The organism is Coleofasciculus sp. LEGE 07092 (assembly GCF_015207375.1).
Taxonomy (GTDB): domain Bacteria; phylum Cyanobacteriota; class Cyanobacteriia; order Cyanobacteriales; family Coleofasciculaceae; genus LEGE-07092.
Window position 1 is genome coordinate 1 of sequence record NZ_JADEWY010000128.1, and the last position, 17,288, is coordinate 17,288.

16 protein-coding genes and 1 pseudogene are annotated in these 17,288 nt (G+C 45.4%); 6 read left to right on the forward strand and 11 right to left on the reverse strand.

The window, feature by feature from the left end:
* Window positions 1-63 precede the first annotated feature (63 nt).
* Window positions 64-1,098 carry an adenylate/guanylate cyclase domain-containing protein gene (locus IQ257_RS24050; RefSeq protein WP_228060982.1) on the forward strand — a complete coding sequence of 345 codons (1,035 nt, stop codon included), beginning with the start codon at window positions 64-66 and terminating at the stop codon, window positions 1,096-1,098.
* Between the two features lie 280 nt (window positions 1,099-1,378).
* On the opposite strand, the gene IQ257_RS24060 is transcribed toward IQ257_RS24050, so the two are convergent.
* Window positions 1,379-1,780 carry a fasciclin domain-containing protein gene (locus IQ257_RS24060; protein WP_193878607.1) on the reverse strand — a complete coding sequence of 134 codons (402 nt, stop codon included), beginning with the start codon at window positions 1,778-1,780 and terminating at the stop codon, window positions 1,379-1,381.
* A 179-nt stretch (window positions 1,781-1,959) separates the two neighbouring features.
* Here IQ257_RS24060 and IQ257_RS24065 point away from each other — a divergent pair, with 179 nt between their 5' ends.
* Entirely contained in the window at window positions 1,960-2,469 is a 510-nt protein-coding gene (locus IQ257_RS24065; protein WP_193878605.1) for a hypothetical protein, read from the forward strand.
* Here IQ257_RS24065 and IQ257_RS24070 read toward each other — a convergent pair.
* From IQ257_RS24070 to IQ257_RS24080, 3 genes are read right to left on the reverse strand one after another with little or no spacing between them, the layout of a single operon-like run.
* Window positions 2,466-3,377 carry an alpha/beta fold hydrolase gene (locus IQ257_RS24070; protein WP_193878603.1) on the reverse strand — a complete coding sequence of 304 codons (912 nt, stop codon included), beginning with the start codon at window positions 3,375-3,377 and terminating at the stop codon, window positions 2,466-2,468. The two genes, IQ257_RS24065 and IQ257_RS24070, sit on opposite strands and share 4 nt — an antisense overlap.
* Before the next feature lie 7 nt (window positions 3,378-3,384).
* The gene (locus IQ257_RS24075) at window positions 3,385-4,065 is read right to left on the reverse strand and encodes an alpha/beta fold hydrolase (protein WP_193878601.1); all 681 of its coding nucleotides are present in this window, start codon (window positions 4,063-4,065) and stop codon (window positions 3,385-3,387) included.
* A 23-nt stretch (window positions 4,066-4,088) separates the two neighbouring features.
* Complete coding sequence (locus tag IQ257_RS24080) at window positions 4,089-4,547, reverse strand: GatB/YqeY domain-containing protein (protein WP_193878599.1); 459 nt, start codon at window positions 4,545-4,547, stop codon at window positions 4,089-4,091.
* A gap of 375 nt (window positions 4,548-4,922) precedes the next feature.
* Between IQ257_RS24080 and IQ257_RS24085 the strand changes: the two genes are divergently transcribed.
* Complete coding sequence (locus IQ257_RS24085; protein WP_193878597.1) at window positions 4,923-5,339, forward strand: hypothetical protein; 417 nt, start codon at window positions 4,923-4,925, stop codon at window positions 5,337-5,339.
* Window positions 5,340-5,413: 74 nt separating this feature from the next.
* Here the strand turns inward: IQ257_RS24085 and IQ257_RS24090 are convergent, their stop codons facing one another.
* Window positions 5,414-6,274, reverse strand: coding sequence for an alpha/beta fold hydrolase (locus IQ257_RS24090; RefSeq protein ID WP_193878611.1), 861 nt, complete (start codon window positions 6,272-6,274; stop codon window positions 5,414-5,416).
* Between the two features lie 103 nt (window positions 6,275-6,377).
* On the opposite strand from IQ257_RS24090, the gene IQ257_RS24095 reads away from it, so the two are divergent.
* Together IQ257_RS24095 and IQ257_RS24100 are read left to right on the forward strand one after the other, a co-directional pair.
* On the forward strand, window positions 6,378-6,623 hold the full coding sequence (locus IQ257_RS24095) for a hypothetical protein (RefSeq protein WP_193878595.1): 246 nt from the start codon (window positions 6,378-6,380) through the stop codon (window positions 6,621-6,623).
* A gap of 239 nt (window positions 6,624-6,862) precedes the next feature.
* The gene (locus IQ257_RS24100; RefSeq protein WP_193878593.1) at window positions 6,863-8,551 is read left to right on the forward strand and encodes a DUF262 domain-containing protein; all 1,689 of its coding nucleotides are present in this window, start codon (window positions 6,863-6,865) and stop codon (window positions 8,549-8,551) included.
* 72 nt (window positions 8,552-8,623) lie between these two features.
* Here IQ257_RS24100 and metH read toward each other — a convergent pair whose 3' ends face one another.
* The 5 genes and pseudogenes from metH to IQ257_RS24125 form a co-directional block, all read right to left on the reverse strand.
* Window positions 8,624-12,199 (reverse strand): methionine synthase, encoded by a 3,576-nt coding sequence (metH, locus tag IQ257_RS24105; protein WP_193878591.1) that lies wholly within the window; start codon window positions 12,197-12,199, stop codon window positions 8,624-8,626.
* Window positions 12,200-12,425: 226 nt separating this feature from the next.
* Window positions 12,426-12,782 (reverse strand): type II toxin-antitoxin system PemK/MazF family toxin, encoded by a 357-nt coding sequence (locus IQ257_RS24110; RefSeq protein ID WP_193878589.1) that lies wholly within the window; start codon window positions 12,780-12,782, stop codon window positions 12,426-12,428.
* Between the two features lie 148 nt (window positions 12,783-12,930).
* A pseudogene (locus IQ257_RS31675) lies at window positions 12,931-13,203 on the reverse strand (DUF433 domain-containing protein); the annotation flags it as partial.
* Between the two features lie 60 nt (window positions 13,204-13,263).
* Window positions 13,264-14,361, reverse strand: coding sequence for a WG repeat-containing protein (locus tag IQ257_RS24120; RefSeq protein WP_193878585.1), 1,098 nt, complete (start codon window positions 14,359-14,361; stop codon window positions 13,264-13,266).
* Between the two features lie 650 nt (window positions 14,362-15,011).
* Complete coding sequence (locus IQ257_RS24125) at window positions 15,012-16,403, reverse strand: malic enzyme-like NAD(P)-binding protein (RefSeq protein WP_193878583.1); 1,392 nt, start codon at window positions 16,401-16,403, stop codon at window positions 15,012-15,014.
* Window positions 16,404-16,546: 143 nt separating this feature from the next.
* Between IQ257_RS24125 and IQ257_RS24130 the strand changes: the two genes are divergently transcribed.
* Window positions 16,547-16,981, forward strand: coding sequence for an SRPBCC domain-containing protein (locus IQ257_RS24130; protein ID WP_193878581.1), 435 nt, complete (start codon window positions 16,547-16,549; stop codon window positions 16,979-16,981).
* Window positions 16,982-17,053: 72 nt separating this feature from the next.
* Here the strand turns inward: IQ257_RS24130 and IQ257_RS24135 are convergent, their stop codons facing one another.
* Window positions 17,054-17,254 carry a hypothetical protein gene (locus tag IQ257_RS24135; protein WP_193878579.1) on the reverse strand — a complete coding sequence of 67 codons (201 nt, stop codon included), beginning with the start codon at window positions 17,252-17,254 and terminating at the stop codon, window positions 17,054-17,056.
* Between the last annotated feature and the right edge of the window lie 34 nt (window positions 17,255-17,288).

A 17,288-nucleotide genomic window follows, 5' to 3' on the forward strand; every position in this document is an offset into this window, starting at 1 on the left:
AGGAAGTTAGCGATCGCTCCTTTCTGTTATTGTCAATAAAGCTGTCAATAAGCTTTCATCTTTTTGCAGGTTAATAGCGTAGAACACTTGCTCCATCAAGCCTTCAGCTTGCTTGTCACCCCGTCAGGGATTATCCTCTGGTCGTTTGTCGGTGCAACAGTCGGGTGGCGATTACTCCGCATCCGTTGGAAAGCCGCAGGTATTCTCCTTTTGGGGGGACTGCTAACTTTAGCTTCCTACCTAATGTTTCTCGGAGGTTGGTGGATACCCCTCGTTCCTCCCCTCTTAGCCCTAGGGGGTTCCGGTGTTGCCATCACCGCCTACATTGCCTACACCGAAAGCGAAGACAAACAAGCCGTCATGCACCTACTGGGACAACACGTCTCTCCTAAAATAGCCCAAGCCATCTGGCGCGATCGCAACCAACTCCTCAAAGACGGACAGCTAGCAGGACAGAAGCTAATCGCAACCGTGCTATTTACCGACTTAAAAGGTTTTACCACCATTACTGAGCAAACCGACCCAGAAACTCTCATGGTCTGGCTCAATGATTACATGAATTTAATGGCTCAGAGCGTTCTCGATCAGGACGGCGTACTGGATAAATTTATTGGGGATGCCGTCATGGCAGTCTTTGGTATTCCCATCCCCAGTACAACCGAAGCTGAAATAGCCAACGATGCGATCGCGGCTGTGAGTTGCGCTTTAGATATGGGAGCAAAACTACAGCAACTCAATCAAGAATGGCACAAACAAGGACTTCCTACTGTAGCCATGCGAGTTGGAATCGCTACGGGTACTGTGGTCACTGGTAGTCTAGGAAGTCGCCAAAGACTAAATTATACCACCATTGGGGACACCGTGAACATCGCCGCACGGCTGGAGAGCTACGACAAATCCCTCGATGGTGGGACTTGTCGGATTTTGATCAGCGAGGAAACGTACCACCATATCGAGGATAAATTTCCCACCCAGTTTATTGGCACAGTACAACTTAAAGGGCGAGAACAGCCCCTCAAAATTTATCAAATTCCCTTTAAAAATACAACATCTTATTACCCAACAGGCTTGGGATATGGAACAACAAATGCTACTTAGGAAATATAACAAGCGAAAATGAGTTATGAAAAAGGGTAGATGTTTTTTCGATTCTTTAGTCTAAACTCCAGAACGGTGATTCATGACTAAAACTCCTCATCCCCAGTAGGATGACTCGACGGAAGAGTTAAGCTTACGACTGGACTTTCTGGGGGCAACGCCAATCCCGACTCAGAGTTTGCCCCAGAAAAGGTACGAGCTATGCAAAATACAGAAAAACCCAACATGAAACCAATCATGATAGCAGCGCTGATCACGGCATTTCCTATCAAATATTAACTCAACCCATCAAAATCACCGTATCAATAACATGGATAATACCGTTATCCGCTTCGATATCCGGTGCTAAAACCGTGGCATTTTTCACCTCAAAGCCCTCCGAACAATCAATCCGAATAGGCGAACCCTCAACTGAAATCACTGAATCCAAACTAGCTAGCTCGGTTTTTGTCAGTTTGCCAGCAACGACATGATACTTGAGAATCCGTGTTAGCTGCGGAATATTTTGCAACAAGGTTTGTATAGTTCCTGGCGGCAGCTTCGCGAAGGCATCGTCATTCGGTGCAAAGACGGTAAAAGGACCGGGACTTTTTAAGGTTTCGACTAAACCAGCAGCTTGGACTGCTGCTACTAATGTTGTGAAAGAACCCGCACCAACTGCAATATCAACAATGTCCGGCATCTATTTCAACTCGTGATGATAGCTTCCCCACAACGGGGTAAACGGTAAATTTACAAGCTCCTGCATTTTACCTGTATTTTATAGAGTAAAACTATCTTGATTACAGGGTCAAGATTTAGTCTTGGCGCTGCCATCGTGTCAAGCTAAAATCAGCGACATAGATAGTGAGGAGTGGGGATATGGGGCGGCTGATCGAATTAATGGCAACAGTTGGTACTGTGGTACTCGGAAGCCTTGGTTTAACGGCAGAGTCAGCAACTGCTCAGGCAGCTTATGGGAGCTATGTGGGGGTTGGCGGCACGTTTGGGATCGAAGAGAATAACCGGGGAGAAGGTCAGCAATTTGGTGGAGTGATTGCAGTACGCTATAAACTCTTAGAGCTTCCCGTCTCCCTGCGAGCACAAGCTCTGATTGGTGGTGGCACCGCTATTGTGCCGACGATTTCCTATGACTTTCCCCTAAACTGGCAAACGGACGTTTATTTGGGTGCGGGTGCTGCCTTTGCCAGTGGTGACACGCCTTCGCCAGTGGGAGACAAGACTAGTTTTGCCTTGCAACCGGGAGTGGATTATGTTGTTCCTGGCAGCAGCGCTGTTATTTTTGGTAATGCGATTATTGCTTTCGATGCCTATCGCAATGGGGGAGGAACGGCTGTTTCCGTACAAGGTGGGGTGGGATTGAGATTTTAAGGCTTATGTAGAGATGTTGCATACAACGTCTCTACCTCATCCAGGGCTTTCCTTAACTCTGCACGATGCATCCACCCGACAAAACCCCCATAGAGACATTCCCCTGAAGAATTCCCTACAAATACGTGTTCAATTTGTAACGGATGCGTCCAGATATGAATACTCAGTCCGTTCGCCAACCTCATATAAGTCTTAGCACGGCGAAAATCTCGGCAATGAGCATCCATCATTCCCGGTACTGACTGCAAGTGTTCAATTAACTGAGCCGCAAAATCCGAGGATGGAGGATTCGTTATCCCTGGATTCGCCCAAAATTCCCGAATAAGTTCCACCACTGCTGGATGATTTTTGAGTTTGGCGTGAGATAAGCGAGGTAAAGAAACGAACTTGGCACCCGCAAAGGTTGTCGTCCCAATAGTAATGGTGCCGTCGCTACCTTCATCAATATCACCTGCAATAACTAAGGTAGGAATTGTTTTGGCAATCACTTGTGCCATTTGGCGACGATTAATACCAAGAGCACCTGCTATCCCAATACCAACTCCTAGAGGATCGAAAATTCGGGCTAAATCTGCTCCGCCTACAGGTGAGGCAATCAATACTAAGGATTCTACTTTCTGCCACCATTCGGGATGTCGAGTGAGAACTTCCAGCCAAATTAAGCCCCCCATCGAATGACCGATAATTCGGATAGGCGTATGGGGATAACGGGCAATTGTTTCGGTAGCAATTTGTTCGACTTTTTCAACTAAGGGTTCAATTCGCCACCAGGTTTTGAACCAGCCGAGATAGGGTGTAATGACGAGCGTCTGCGATGTGGCTAAGACTTTCGCCATAGTTGCTATAGTTCTATGAGTATCCGCCCAGCCATGTTGAGCAAATAGAATAAAATCGGGTGCTTTAGTCATCAGAAAATCAGGAATCGGAACGACTGCCAGTTATTACTGGATCAGCCCAAAACTCTCGGATAACCTCCGCCACCGCCGGATGATTTTTGAGTATCGGATGAGGTAAACCCGGTAAACAAACCAACTTAGCACCTGCAACCTTCGTTTCTTCTACAGTAACGGCACCGTCGCTACCCCCACCGATATCGCCAGCAATCACTAACGTCGGAATAACCAGAGCAATTGAATCAGCCATCGGTTGGCGATTTTGCAGAAAAGCACCTGCAATGCCGATGCCCATTCCCAAAACGGTGAAATGTCGGGCTAAATCCACCCCTCCCACTGGTGATGCCACCAGTACTAACGATTCCACATTTTGCCACCATTCTGGGTGTCGGTTGAGGACTTCCACCCAGATTAATCCCCCCAGTGAATAACCGATAATTCGGATGGGCGTGTGGGGATAACGAGCAATTGTCTCAGTGGCAATCTTTTCAACACGCTTGATTAGCGGTTTAATCCGCAACCAGGTTTTCAGCCAACCGAGATTGGGCGTAATGACGAGTGTCTGGGGTGTGGCTAGAGTTTTTGCGAAGGTTGCGATTTCTAGATGAGTATCCGCCCATCCGTGTTGAACGAATAAAATAAAATCGGGTGCCTGCTCTAGAGAATGGGGATGTATATCCTTGCCTTGTGAGCTTTTGTTCATGATGTTGATGGACTCTGAAGCATTCATCCACTCAGTTTGTCTTTTACCATGGCTTGGATTTTTTGACCCTCAGCTCGACCTTTGAGCTGTTGCATGGCGGCTCCCATTACCTTACCCATATCTTTGATGGAGGTTGCTCCCGTTTGTGCAATTATTTCATCTAGCACAGCACATACTTCCTCATCAGAGAGTTGCTCTGGCAAATACTCTTCTAGGATCGCTAATTCTTCGGCTTCTTGCTGGGCTAAGTCATCCCGTCCAGCTTTGCTATACTGCTCAATTGAGTCCCGGCGTTGTTTGGCAAGTTGGGCTAAGATTTCAAGTTCTTGAGTTTCGGTGAGGGTTTCTTGCCCTTGGGGGCGTAAGCTTACTTCTTTTTCGAGTAAAAGCTTTTTAATACTGCGAACCGTTTCCAGGCGCACTTTATCTTTCGCCTTCATTGCTGTTTTGATATCTTCCGAGATGCGGTCTTTTAGGCTCATTAGTTTCAAAGAATGAAGATTAACTATTACCAGTGTATTCGGTCAACCCTGTTGAAGAATCAACAAGTTATTCAGGCTTGCTCAAAAAAGCTGGCTCTTCCCTGACTAGAATGTTACTATTAGAGATAAGGCTATCTAATTTAGAAGAGTAAAGTGACTCAGGACTAGGGTATAGATCTAAGAGTGAAGAGCCTATCTCTGTTCTGAGCGAAAAAGTTACAGTTTTAGAGCATATTTGAAAAACTAACCTAACTCCCCCTTTTATTGTAAGAGAGGGATTGGGAGAGTTCCGCATCACCTTTTCAAGCACCGTCTTGTCGCCCTCCACAATTTGAGGGCTTGTACCCTCTCAACCGATAATCTTTATCTTAAACTATGCTTCTTCCTTTCCAAGATGAACTGCTAATCGTCAATCCTCGGCGTCGCGGTGCTTTGATTCTCTGTAAAAACTATCATGCAGAATTGGCTGGACCTGGCGCGGCAGTGGGTATAGTGTTTGATCGAGATTGTCAGGAAGTTATCCCTATCGGTTCTCTTTCGTTAATCCAAGCTGAATCTACAAATGAACGAACCAAGGCTTACTTGCTGCGACGGCAGTGGGTTCAACTTGTTCGTCAAATTACTAATAATGCAGAGCCGTTGCAACGGGCTGGAAAACTACTCGAACAGTTGGAGGGATTTTTTGATCGAGAGACAATTGCTGAAGTGCCGGATGAAATTCTATCACTGTTAATCGGTGTGTTACCCCAAACGGTTAAAAAAGCACGTCAAAAGCGAAGCGGAGACGAATAACAATTCAAGACAAGGTTTTTTTATCCTATTTATTGCTCAAAATTATCTGTGATTGAATGAGTTTGTGAGTAGGACTATTCCGATGATGAATCTGTTGATACTCTGTGTTCTTTTAAAAAAACCTCCACAGCCCGATTAAACTTCTCAGGCTGTACCAAAAAGAGCCAGTGATTACCAGGAACCTGGCATACCTGTAAATTTTTCAGATAAGTTTTATACGGTTTTAGTTGCCACTCTTGGCGGTTGACTCCTTTTCCGGGTTGAATGAACAGGGTAGGAATATCAATAGGAACAGTCAGTCCCGCCACTTGCATCACATCTTCAAAAATGCCATCCCGCGCCGCAACTGTAAATTTACTTCCCCAACGATTATCGAGTTTTTGTTCGAGTCCGGCTTGAAAGACTTGCTGTTGTAATGGAGTCCATCCCTGATATTGGCTTAACTGACGCGCTTGTATCTCCGCTTCCTCATAACTGGCAAAGGGTCCCATCATTTTGAGAAAGGGCAGGACGCGGTATAAGAGGGGAAAGGTAACTTTTAGGGAGCTGGGCATTTTCCAGATGAAAATCGGATCGACTAAAATCATGCTCCGCAACTGTTCTGGATGGTTTCTTGCCCAGATAGTTGCCAGTTTACCCGTCCAAGAGTGACCGATAATATGAGTTGATGACCATCCCAAATGTTCCATCAAGGCTTCCAAGTCTGCGATCGCACTGGCAAAGGTATAATCCCTCTCAGGCTTACTACTTTCCCCATGTCCACGCATATCGGGGGCAACAATATGGTAGCGGTTGGCTAAATAATCCCCTAAACTCGACCAAACGAGGGCGTGGTCAGCTAGACCGTGCAACAGCAGTAAGGGTTCTTCTGCTTGTTTCCACTCCAAGTAAGACAGTTGGATATCCGGTAAGGCTAAGGTTTGACGTACAGGCATCATCGGTGTGAGTGCAGTGTACTCCTCCTATGGTTTCCGTTTCGGTAGTCATTGTATAGGGGGATAATAAAATTAGTACATTTACATATCTACACAAAAGACGATGCCAAAACCCACACACGCTCACATGGAGAAACCGATAGACAGGAATACGCCTGACACGGTTAAGGACATGACCAAACGCCAAATTGAGTATTATATGGGCGCAAAGCTGATTGAGATTGGGATTAACCCCAAATTAGCGGTTTACCGATGGTCAATGGAAACCAAGGGAACTAAAGAAGTCTGGACGTACAGCGCTTACTGGGGTGATTCCAAAGAGCAACTCCTGAAACAGGAGCAGAGTTAACCCGATAACGCCTAAAATTTTAAGTGGCTCTGTCACCCAATTAGGGTGAACAGTGCCCAATTTTTTTCAGAACGATCGAATCGGATTAAAGCTACACAAACAAAGCCTGCCTCCGCAGGCTGAATTGAGTCCGCGCAGGCGAACTTAGAATGCAATAGCCCCAGACTTGCAGAAGGCTAAATCAAAGCTAGACTAAAACAATTATCGTTGAGCGAGCCTAATTTAGACAGGAGACATACATGAACAGCGTTAAAATTCAAGGTGCTGAACATCCAGTCAGCGAAATCTTCAGTGATGACTTTGTCTTTAGCATTCCTCCCTATCAACGCCCTTATGCCTGGACAACTGAACAAGCCGGAGCGCTGCTTGAAGATCTTCTAGAGTTTTTGGGAGATGGTGACGAGCCGATTGATAGTATAAATCCATATTTTCTGGGTAGCATTGTGCTAATTAAGGGAGATGCACCCGATGCACAGATAATAGACGGTCAGCAACGTCTTACCACTCTTACTATCTTGCTTGCTGCTTTACGGGCATCTCTGTCCCATGAACTAGCTAAATACTTTGTAACTTTTTTGTACCAAGAGGGCAATAAGCTAAAAGGTACTCCCAACCTTTATCGAATGAGTTTGCGTGACCGAGATAATGATTTTTTCCAGAGATATATTCAAATTGAAGAAGGCATAAACAAGCTTAAAGAATTAAATAACGCCGATTTAAGAGATAGCCAAAAACTTATTAAAGAAAATGCGATTTTGTTTTTGATTAAATTACAAAATTTGTCCGAAGAACGACGGTTTCGTTTAGCTCAATTTATTGTGAAGCGGTGTTTCTTGGTAGTAGTCTCTACCCCTGACCTTGAATCGGCGTATAGAATTTTCTCAGTACTAAATGACAGAGGATTAAATTTAACAAGAACAGATATATTTAAAGCAGATATAATTGGCAGAATACCAGACCAAGATAAACAAAAATATAGTAGCAAATGGGAGGATATTGAGGAATCATTAGGTCGTGCTGATTTTGATGAGTTACTCAGTCATATTCGGACTATTTATCAAAAATATAAAAGAAGTAAAAAAATCCTTGAGGATTTACGAGATCAACTTGAGGGTGTAGATTCTAGAGACTTCATTGATGAAACTTTAAAACCTTTTTCTAAAGCTTTCTACGATATTAGGAACGCTAGCTATCAGACTGAGGATGAGGAAAAGGCAAAGACAATCAATGAATTGCTGAAGTGGTTAAACACTATCAATAATTCTGATTGGATACCACCAGCTATTCTCTTGCTATCACGTAACTCGAACAATCCGGCTATGCTAGTACAGTTTTTTTCGGATTTGGAACGCTTAGCTGCGGGGTTATTGATTCAAGATATTAACGATAATTTACGTGGACATCGCTACGCACAAGTAATGAATTACATAGAGCAGGGCAAGGATTTATATAATTCCTGTTCACCCCTCCAGTTGGAGTCTAAGGAGAAAGACCGAATCCTCAGCGTACTCGATGGAGATATCTATTTGAATAGAAAACTTTGTAATTATGTACTACGTCGTTTAGATGCTGAAATTTCAGAAGGTACAGCATCCTATGATTTTTCAAAAGTCACAATTGAACACGTATTGCCTCAAAATCCTGCTTCTCATACTAATTGGTTAAGTTGGTTTCCCAATCAAAAACAACGCGATAAGTATGCTAATCGATTAGGCAACTTAGTTTTGCTTTCTCGTCAGAAGAATCGTGATGCAAAAAACTTTGATTTTCAAGACAAGAAGGAGGAATATTTCACTAGCAGAACGGGTGTATCAACTTTTGCGCTAACTGTACAGGTACTGAGAGAAACGGTGTGGACACCTCATGTAGTTGAGCGACGGCAGAAAGAGCTTGTTGAGATTCTTAAGAGGCTTTGGCGTCTACAGTAGTCGCTGAGGATATTGATCTTATAGTCAGAGCAGTTGTAAAGCGCTGGTGAAAGCGGCTAAAGGCATCGCTCCTCAAGCACTAAAATACCTCGCTACCGGATGATACGCCACGATCGCAGTCGTTGACTGTTCAGGATACAACTGTTCGCTTTCATCCATATACAGATTAATCCGCCCAGTCTCCAACAACTCCAGCAATTTATACTGGTCTTGAATATTCGGGCAAGCCGGATAACCAAAACTATATCGAGAACCCTGATAGCGTTGCGCCAACACATCGCGAATCGTATCCGGTTCCTCACTCCCAAAGCCCAACTCCCGCCGAATTCGGGCGTGCGTCCACTCTGCCAACGCTTCCGCCATCTGCACCGCTAACCCGTGGTAGTAGAGATAATCAGTATATTGGTCTGATTCAAACAACTGCTTGGCGTATTGGGTAGCAACTTCTCCCACCGTTACCGCCTGCATCGGAAACACATCTACAACCCCAGACTCTTTCGGTGCATAAAAATCAGCAATGCACAGACGCCGCCCCGATTTTTGTCGAGGGAAATTAAAGGTAGCAATAGGTTGCAGTTGCAACGTCTCTCCAGTATGCAACACAGCCGGGTCATAAAGATGCAATGAATTCCCCTCAGACTGACAGGGGAAATAGCCGTAAATTATCTGAGGATGCAGCAGATTTTCTTCAATACTCCGCTTTTTCCAATCCTCAAGAATCGGATAAACCGTCTCTTGCAAAAACTGGTCGTATTCTTCTCTTGATTGCCCTTGAGGTTTGCGGAATTGCCACTGTCCAGAAGTCAACGCCTGCAAATCCAGATACCAAAATACCTCTTCTAATGGAATATCCTCCGGTTGCAGTAACTGCGTTCCCCAGAAGGGAGGAGTCGGGCGATTAATATCTAACGTTACCGCCTCTGAACGACGAGTATCTTCTTCTCTTGTTGGGTGGGTATCCTGTCCGCCTTTCTTTAAGGATGACTCTTCCTCTGATGAGGGCAGGCGAGACGCTTTCTCTATAGGAGGTGTATGTCCATTTTCTTCTACTTCATCCAAAAATCCCTTAAAATCATCCCAATTATCTGCCCTTTTAGCAGGCATCAATTTGTCCATGAAATGCAAATCAGAGAAAGCATCTTTACCATAAATGACCTCTCCTTTGTAAGTATTCTGGCAATCTTCATGGACAAATTTGGGCGTTAAAGCAGCACCCCCCAAAATTACTGGTACTGTAATACCCCGTTGGTTAAAGGTTTCCAGATTATCCTTCATAAACGCCGTAGACTTCACCAGCAATCCACTCATGGCGATGCAGTCAGCCTTATGCTTTTCGTAAGCTTCAATAATGTTATCAACAGGTTGCTTAATCCCCAGGTTGATCACCTTATAACCATTATTCGTCAGGATAATATCCACGAGATTCTTCCCAATATCATGAACATCCCCTTTAACTGTGGCAATCACCATTGTTCCTTTCGCATTATTCTCCCCGTCTTCTTTTTCCAGGAATGGCTCTAAATATGCCACTGCCGCTTTCATGGTTTCCGCTGATTGCAATACGAAAGGCAGTTGCATTTGCCCGGAACCAAAGAGTTCCCCAACGACTTTCATACCATCTAAGAGGAACGTATTAATAATATCCAGAGGGGGATATTTTTCTAACGCTTTTGCCAGTTGTTCTTCTAACCCAATCCGTTCTCCATCAATAATATGCCGCTTGAGGCGTTCTTCAACGGGGAGGTTTTCATCTTGGGAGCGATCGCGCTTTGTTGTCTTCCCTTCAAATAGTGTGGTAATCTTTGCTAAGGGGTCATAGGTACAAATATCTCCCTCAAATTGCCGTTCGTCGTAAATTAATTTACGGCAGATTTCTTGGTGTTCTGGCTCAATTTTTGCTAACGGTAAAATTTTACTAGCACTGACAATTGCCGCATCCATCCCTGCTGTCATCGCCTCGTGCAAGAACATAGAATTGAGGACTACCCGTGCTGCGGGGTTCAATCCAAAGGAAACATTGGAGACGCCTAAGATAATGTGACAGTCTGGAAGTTCTTGGCGAATCTGACGAATGGCTTCTACGGTGGCTTTTCCATTCGCTCTATCTTCTTCAATCCCTGTAGAAATCGGGAGTGCCAAGGGATCAAAAAAGATTTCATAGGCAGGAATACCGTATTCTACTGCTTGGTGATAGGCGCGTTGTGCGATCGCAAACTTCTTCTCTGCTGTCCGCGCCATCCCCTCTTCATCAATTGTACCAACGACGACACCTGCCCCGTACTTCTTCGCTATCTCCAACACCTTAAAGAAACGCTCCTCCCCATCTTCATAGTTGGTGGAGTTGAGCAAACACTTACCCCCAGCAACCTTTAACCCCGCCTCCATCTTTTCCCATTCCGTGGAGTCGAGCATCAAGGGCAATGTAACATTCGTTACCAAACGGGATACTAATTCGTGCATATCCCGCTCTCCGTCACGCCCCACATAATCCACGTTCACATCCAGAATGTGGGCACCTTCCCTTACCTGGGACTTCGCCAGAGACACCAACCCATCCCAATCTTCCTCATTCAAAAGTGTGCGGCACTTTTTAGAACCACTGGCATTTAAGCGCTCACCCACAATCAGGAACGAGTTATCCTGCTCGTAGGGTTGAGCGCTGTAAATCGACGCGGCGGCAGGTTCAAAGTCATGATGGCGTTCTTTCGGCTTGAGGGTTTTGGCAATTTCTGCTAATTGTTGAATATGCTCTGGGCGCGTACCGCAGCAACCCCCAATCACCTGCACGCCCCAATCTTCTACAAAATGCATCAGCGCCATCCGCAGTTCCATCGGCGTTAGCTTATAGTGGGCATGACCCCCGATGTTTTCTGGTAGTCCAGCATTAGGGATACAAGACACCACAAAGGGCGAATATTCGCATAAATATTTAATATGCTCCTGCATCCGGTCGGGTCCTGTGGCACAGTTGAGACCGAGAATATCAATGGGGTAACGTTCTAAAATGGTCAGCGCCGCACCAATTTCGGAACCGACTAGCATTGTGCCTTGCACTTCCACCGTCACCGACACCATCAGGGGACGCCGTTCCCCTTTCTTCTGAAATACCTCCTCGACTCCATTCAGTGCCGCTTTGATTTGCAGCACATCTTGGCAGGTTTCAATAATAAATAAGTCAACGCCACCGTCATACAGCCCTTCTGCCTGTTCAGCAAAGGTAGCTTGCATCGTGTCAAAGTCAATATGTCCCAGGGTTGGCAGCTTCGTGGTGGGTCCCATGGAACCCGCAACAAACCGGGGTTTCTCTGGTGTGGAGTATTCTGCGGCAATCCGCTTTGCCAGTTCTGCTGCTGTTTTATTAAGATAGTAAGCTTGGTCTGCGAGGTCATACTCTGCCAGTACGATAGAAGTACTGCCAAAGGTATCGGTTTCAATCACATCCGCCCCAGCTTCTAGGAAGTCACGATGCACTTTCTCCACCGCTTCGGGTTTGGTGTGGACTAGATACTCATTGCAACCTTCGTAGTGTGCCCCCCCAAAGTCTTCTGCTGTGAGGTTTTGCGTTTGCAGGTTGGTTCCTGTCGCGCCATCGAAGACGATGACGGGGCGTTCTGGGCTATGGAGGCGGTTGAGGAAGGGGCTGTTCATAAAGGGTGTATCTATAGAAATTTGGGTTAGGCTTTCGTGTCTTTACATTATTGTGCAAAATTTAGGGCATTTGGGAGCAATGGAGCGGGATGAAGAATACAAAACCAGTCAAGACTCAAGACGATAGCAGTGAGGAGCGGGGATTTATCCGGTTAACGACGGATGAAAAAATTTGACCAGGTATACGTTAATTAAGAATACCGTCAGGCTTATCGCTCCCAACGGCTTACGGGTATTGAACGACAATTCCTAATGCCAATACAATCTCTTCAAGTGTACTTTCTTCCAAAACACCGAGCTGCTCTGAAAAACGCTCCAGGGAAACTGAGCGGGTTTGCAACGGATTTGCAGCAGAAATCTTGGTCAGACCGTTCTGTGGTGAGGGGGTAATCTGTACTAACCAAGGAATACTGGAAAACGATGGTTTCCAAGCGGTGATTGGGACAACTAAACGGACTCTCAAACCTATCAAACCATCTGCACTAATCACCACAGCCGGACGGGTTTTCTGGATTTCATCACCTCTAGTTGGGTTGAACTGAACCCGCCAAATTTCACCCCGCCGTGGCTGGTTACTCGTCATCCATACTCTCGCCTTCTACATATTCATCCGTCCACTCCATCCCTTCTGCACCGGGTTGGAAGTGTTCTGCTACAATAGCAGCTTGTTGGGATAGTAGAGCATTACGTTGTGCAACTGGTAGCTTGAGGAAAGCACGACGATCGCGTTGACGTACCTTTGGATGAACCAACTCTTCAGGAATGCGATTTCGCTCAATATAGTCGTTGATTTCCGGTTGGTTATCTAGATAGAAACTTAGAGCATCGAACACTTGAGCTAAAGTCAAGTGGGGTAAGTGCATCGGGATTTCTTCAGGTCTAATGCCCAAACGCCACGACTCGACAATGGCACGAACTGACGTTCTCGTACCACTAATAATCGGTTCGCCTTGCAAAATATCAGCGTTGCGCGTTACATATCGCGAAGTAGCTTCAACAGACATAGGTATACAATTTCTCGATCTGGGACTAAGCTATTTTATTTATTATCCCACTTACAATTATTATTCATCCCGGTATATCGGATTGTGAATATAGCCATACTTGTTGTCAAGCTTTACTCGAGCTAGTCCTTGGGAAGATGACCAAGCGCTATCAAATTGGGGTTTTATCAGAATAGTTCCTGTTTTATCAATATACCCCCACCGATCGCCCCTCTTAACGGCTATTAATCCTTCTGAAAAATCATAAGTATTATCAAACTGAGGCGGAATGAGCATATTTCCTGTCTGATCAATATAGCCGATTTTATCGTATATCCCAATTCCAGCTATACCTTCAGAAATATCACCAGCCCAGTTAAAGTGCGGCGCGATCGCAAAATTGCCGCTCTTATCAATATAGCCAAACTTTTGGGAGTGGGTTGATACTGACGCCAGTCCTTCAGAAAAAGAACTCGCTTCAGAAAATTGGGGTTCAATGACAAATTTTCCTGTATTATCGATATAGCTGTACTGATTATCGACTTTGACGGCGGCTAGTCCTTCAGTAAAGGGATGAACCTCACTAAATTTAGGCTGAGTAACCCATTTGCCGATTTTGTTGATATAGCCATACTGGTTATCGACTTTGACGGGGGCTAGTCCTTCTGAAAAAGGCTCGGCTTCATTAAATTGAGGTGGAATAACCCAGTTCCCAGTTTTATCGATATAACCCCAATTTTCATTGCGTTGAACTGGTGCTAGCCCTTCAGCAAATCTTTCAGCCCAATCGAATTGGGCAGGAATAACCCAGTTTCCAGTCTTATCAATAAATCCCCAAAAATTACCGCTTTTGACGGGGGCAAGTCCTTCTGAAAAAGAGTCAGCCAAGTCAAACTGGAGCGGAATCACCCAATTCCCCCCTTTATCAACATAACCCCACTTGTTATTTATTTTTACCCCTGCTAGCCCTTCAGAAAAGTCATTGGCTGCTTGAAATTCAATGGGTATGGCGATTGAGGGTTGAACGCTCTGTTCTTGAGCTCTTGCAGAGTGATACCGAGCTATGGGAAAATTCGATAGGGTGCTACACCCAGAAATTTGCGCGATCGCTAAACCTAAGCAGAGACTTGTGGCACGAACAAGCCTTTGGTTTCTGGATGCGAAACTTTTTGTTATCATTTCATTCTTTATCCCTGGCACCTGAGTCAACTCAATTATCGATTACCCCCTAGAGTTGGGGAACTATAGGGTTTCCTAGCGTCGTGAAGTACATTGAGTTTTCTTACCCACTCCCCACTCCTCACTCCCTGAAAGTCTATACTTTGGTGACAACCAGTAGGTGTTTTTCCAGATAGGTCAAAATTTTGGGCTGTATCGGTTATTCTACAAGGGTTTCAGGCTATTCTGGCTCACAAGGGGGTGTCACCAGTCCTGTAAGCCTTGCGGGAAAAGGCTTTAAGCTGCTTTTTGCAGAAAAGTCTTGTCAGAGTCAGGGGCTGAAATGCTAAAGTGGTGGAGGTTGTCACAACTGTACCTGGAAAACTAAATATAGTGAGGGTTTCAAGATGCCGCTGTTAGAATTACACTGAATCCCTATCAGGGATTGAAACTCGGCTTACCTTTTTAGCTGCTTGCAGCTCATCTTGGTTAGAATTACACTGAATCCCTATCAGGGATTGAAACAAGCTATGGGGTGAGGTGCAAGTAGAAATAGCCGAGTTAGAATTACACTGAATCCCTATCAGGGATTGAAACTGGGACGAACGAGATCCCCGACTTCTTTGAGAAGTCGGGGATCTTGCTTGACTTGAATAGAATAGAGTAGATTCTTACTGCCGAGCCACGCCATCTTGACGCGCTGCTTGCTGCACAGCACCCGAAACGGCTGTCACAACGCGCTCATCAAAGACGGAAGGGATAATATGTTCCCGATCTAAATCTGCAACATTCATCAGAGAAGCGATCGCATAGGCGGCTGCCAAATACATATTCGTCGTAATTGTGGATGCCCGACAGTCTAGCGCCCCCCGAAAGACGCCAGGAAAAGCAAGAACATTATTAATCTGATTCGGATAGTCACTGCGCCCCGTTGCCATAACAGCGACATCATCCATCACTAATTCCGGCTGAATTTCTGGGATAGGATTCGCCATCGCCATGACAATCGAATCTTTTGCCATTGACCTTACCATATCAGGGGTAAGAACTCCAGGAACGCTGACCCCCAGAAACACATCGGCATCGACTAAGGCATCAGCTAGGGAACCACTCGCTGCCACCGCAAATTCTTGCTTTTGGCTCGTTAAATCCGAGCGGGACTTGCTAATTATACCCCTGGAATCACACATCCAAATGGTACGAGCACCCCCTTTACGCAAGAGTCGCGCGATCGCCACACCTGCTGCCCCTGCCCCATTAATCACAATCCGCACCTCTTCGAGGGATTTTTTAACTAATTTTAGGGCATTGATTAAAGCGGCAAGGCTAACGATTGCCGTACCATGTTGATCATCATGAAAAACAGGAATATCTAACGCTTGTTGCAGTCGCGCTTCGATTTCAAAGCAGCGGGGGGCGCTGATATCTTCTAGATTAATACCACCGAAAACGGGAGCGATATTTTTCACGGTTTCGATAATACTGTCTGTATCTTGAGTAGACAGACAAATCGGGAAAGCATCAATCCTGCCAAACTCTTTAAACAGCATGGCTTTTCCCTCCATCACCGGCAATGCTGCCCCAGCGCCTAGGTTCCCCAACCCCAACACGGCACTACCATCGGTGATAATGGCAACCGAGTTACTTTTTATCGTTAGGGAGTAAACTTGTTGTGGATCTTCGGCAATCGCTTTACAGATACGACCAACACCAGGAGTATAAGCCATTGCCAAATCAGCTTGATTTGTCAGTGCCAGTTTGCTGTGAATGCTGATTTTGCCGCCGCGATGCAGGTTAAACGTGCGATCGTATACCTCAAGAACATTGATATCCTCCAGTGCCTTAACCGCTTGCACGATTTGCTCGGCGTGCTCAGTACTAGCAGCATCCACGCTAATGTCGCGGGTGGAAATTTTCAGAGTCTGTTCGACGAGGGTAATCTGCCCTAGATTACCACCAACGTGAGCGATCGCCTGGGTAACAGTCGCTAACATTCCAGAACGGTTGGGAAGAGTTAAGCGAATCGTTAAACTAAAACTAGAGTTGGGTGTCAAGTCTGCCATGCTTTGTTGATTGCGGATTTCAAATTCTAGATCTTAAATGGAATTTAAAATTGCAAACGAAAATTTAACATTTATCCTAGCCTACAAGAACTTGCCGACGAGCAATAGTACTCAATTACACCAGGGAGGTTACTGCCACAGTTATGGCAAGTCTCTATACTGAAATCGATATCAACGCCCCAAAACAGAAGGTTTGGCAGGTTTTATTCCAGAAAGAGCGCTGGAAGTACTGGAACACATTTTTATTTGACAGCGACTCAAAACTGCCATTTCAACAGGGGCAGGAACTTTACCTCTCACTACGCAGGTTGCCCAAGGATGATGAGACAGAGTTCGAGCCATTAGTGACACAAGTTTTACCCGGTGTCTGCCTACGATGGGTTTCCTCAATCCCTGGCTTTCGCAACGAGTATGTGTTTGAATTGCAAGAGATTGGCGTTGGTCGAACCAAATACGTTCACCAAAGCAATTTTTCAGGAGTCTTAACCCGTCTGTTTTTACCCTTTATCCGAGACGACGAACACCGAGGGATGCAACGCATGGCAAGGGAATTGAAGCGGTACGTTGAGCAATTTTGACTCATCTCACATCTTGCACCATTATCAGTAAACCTGAAAACCAGCCCAGAGTTCAAACTCCGACCTAATAGCTCAAGTCCATTGAAACTGATAACTTGCACCCTTGTCAGTAAACCCGAAAATCAGCCCGGAGTTCAAACTCCGGGCTAATAGCTCAAGTCCATTGAAATGGACTAAAACTCTTATCCAGTCGTATGCCAGACGAATGCAAGCTATGAGCCAGTGGTTTAAACCACTGGCGGGTTGTCGCGACTGGCGCAAGATCTGAGTCATGCTATGTCGTTTCCCAATTTACTGAAGTATAGTC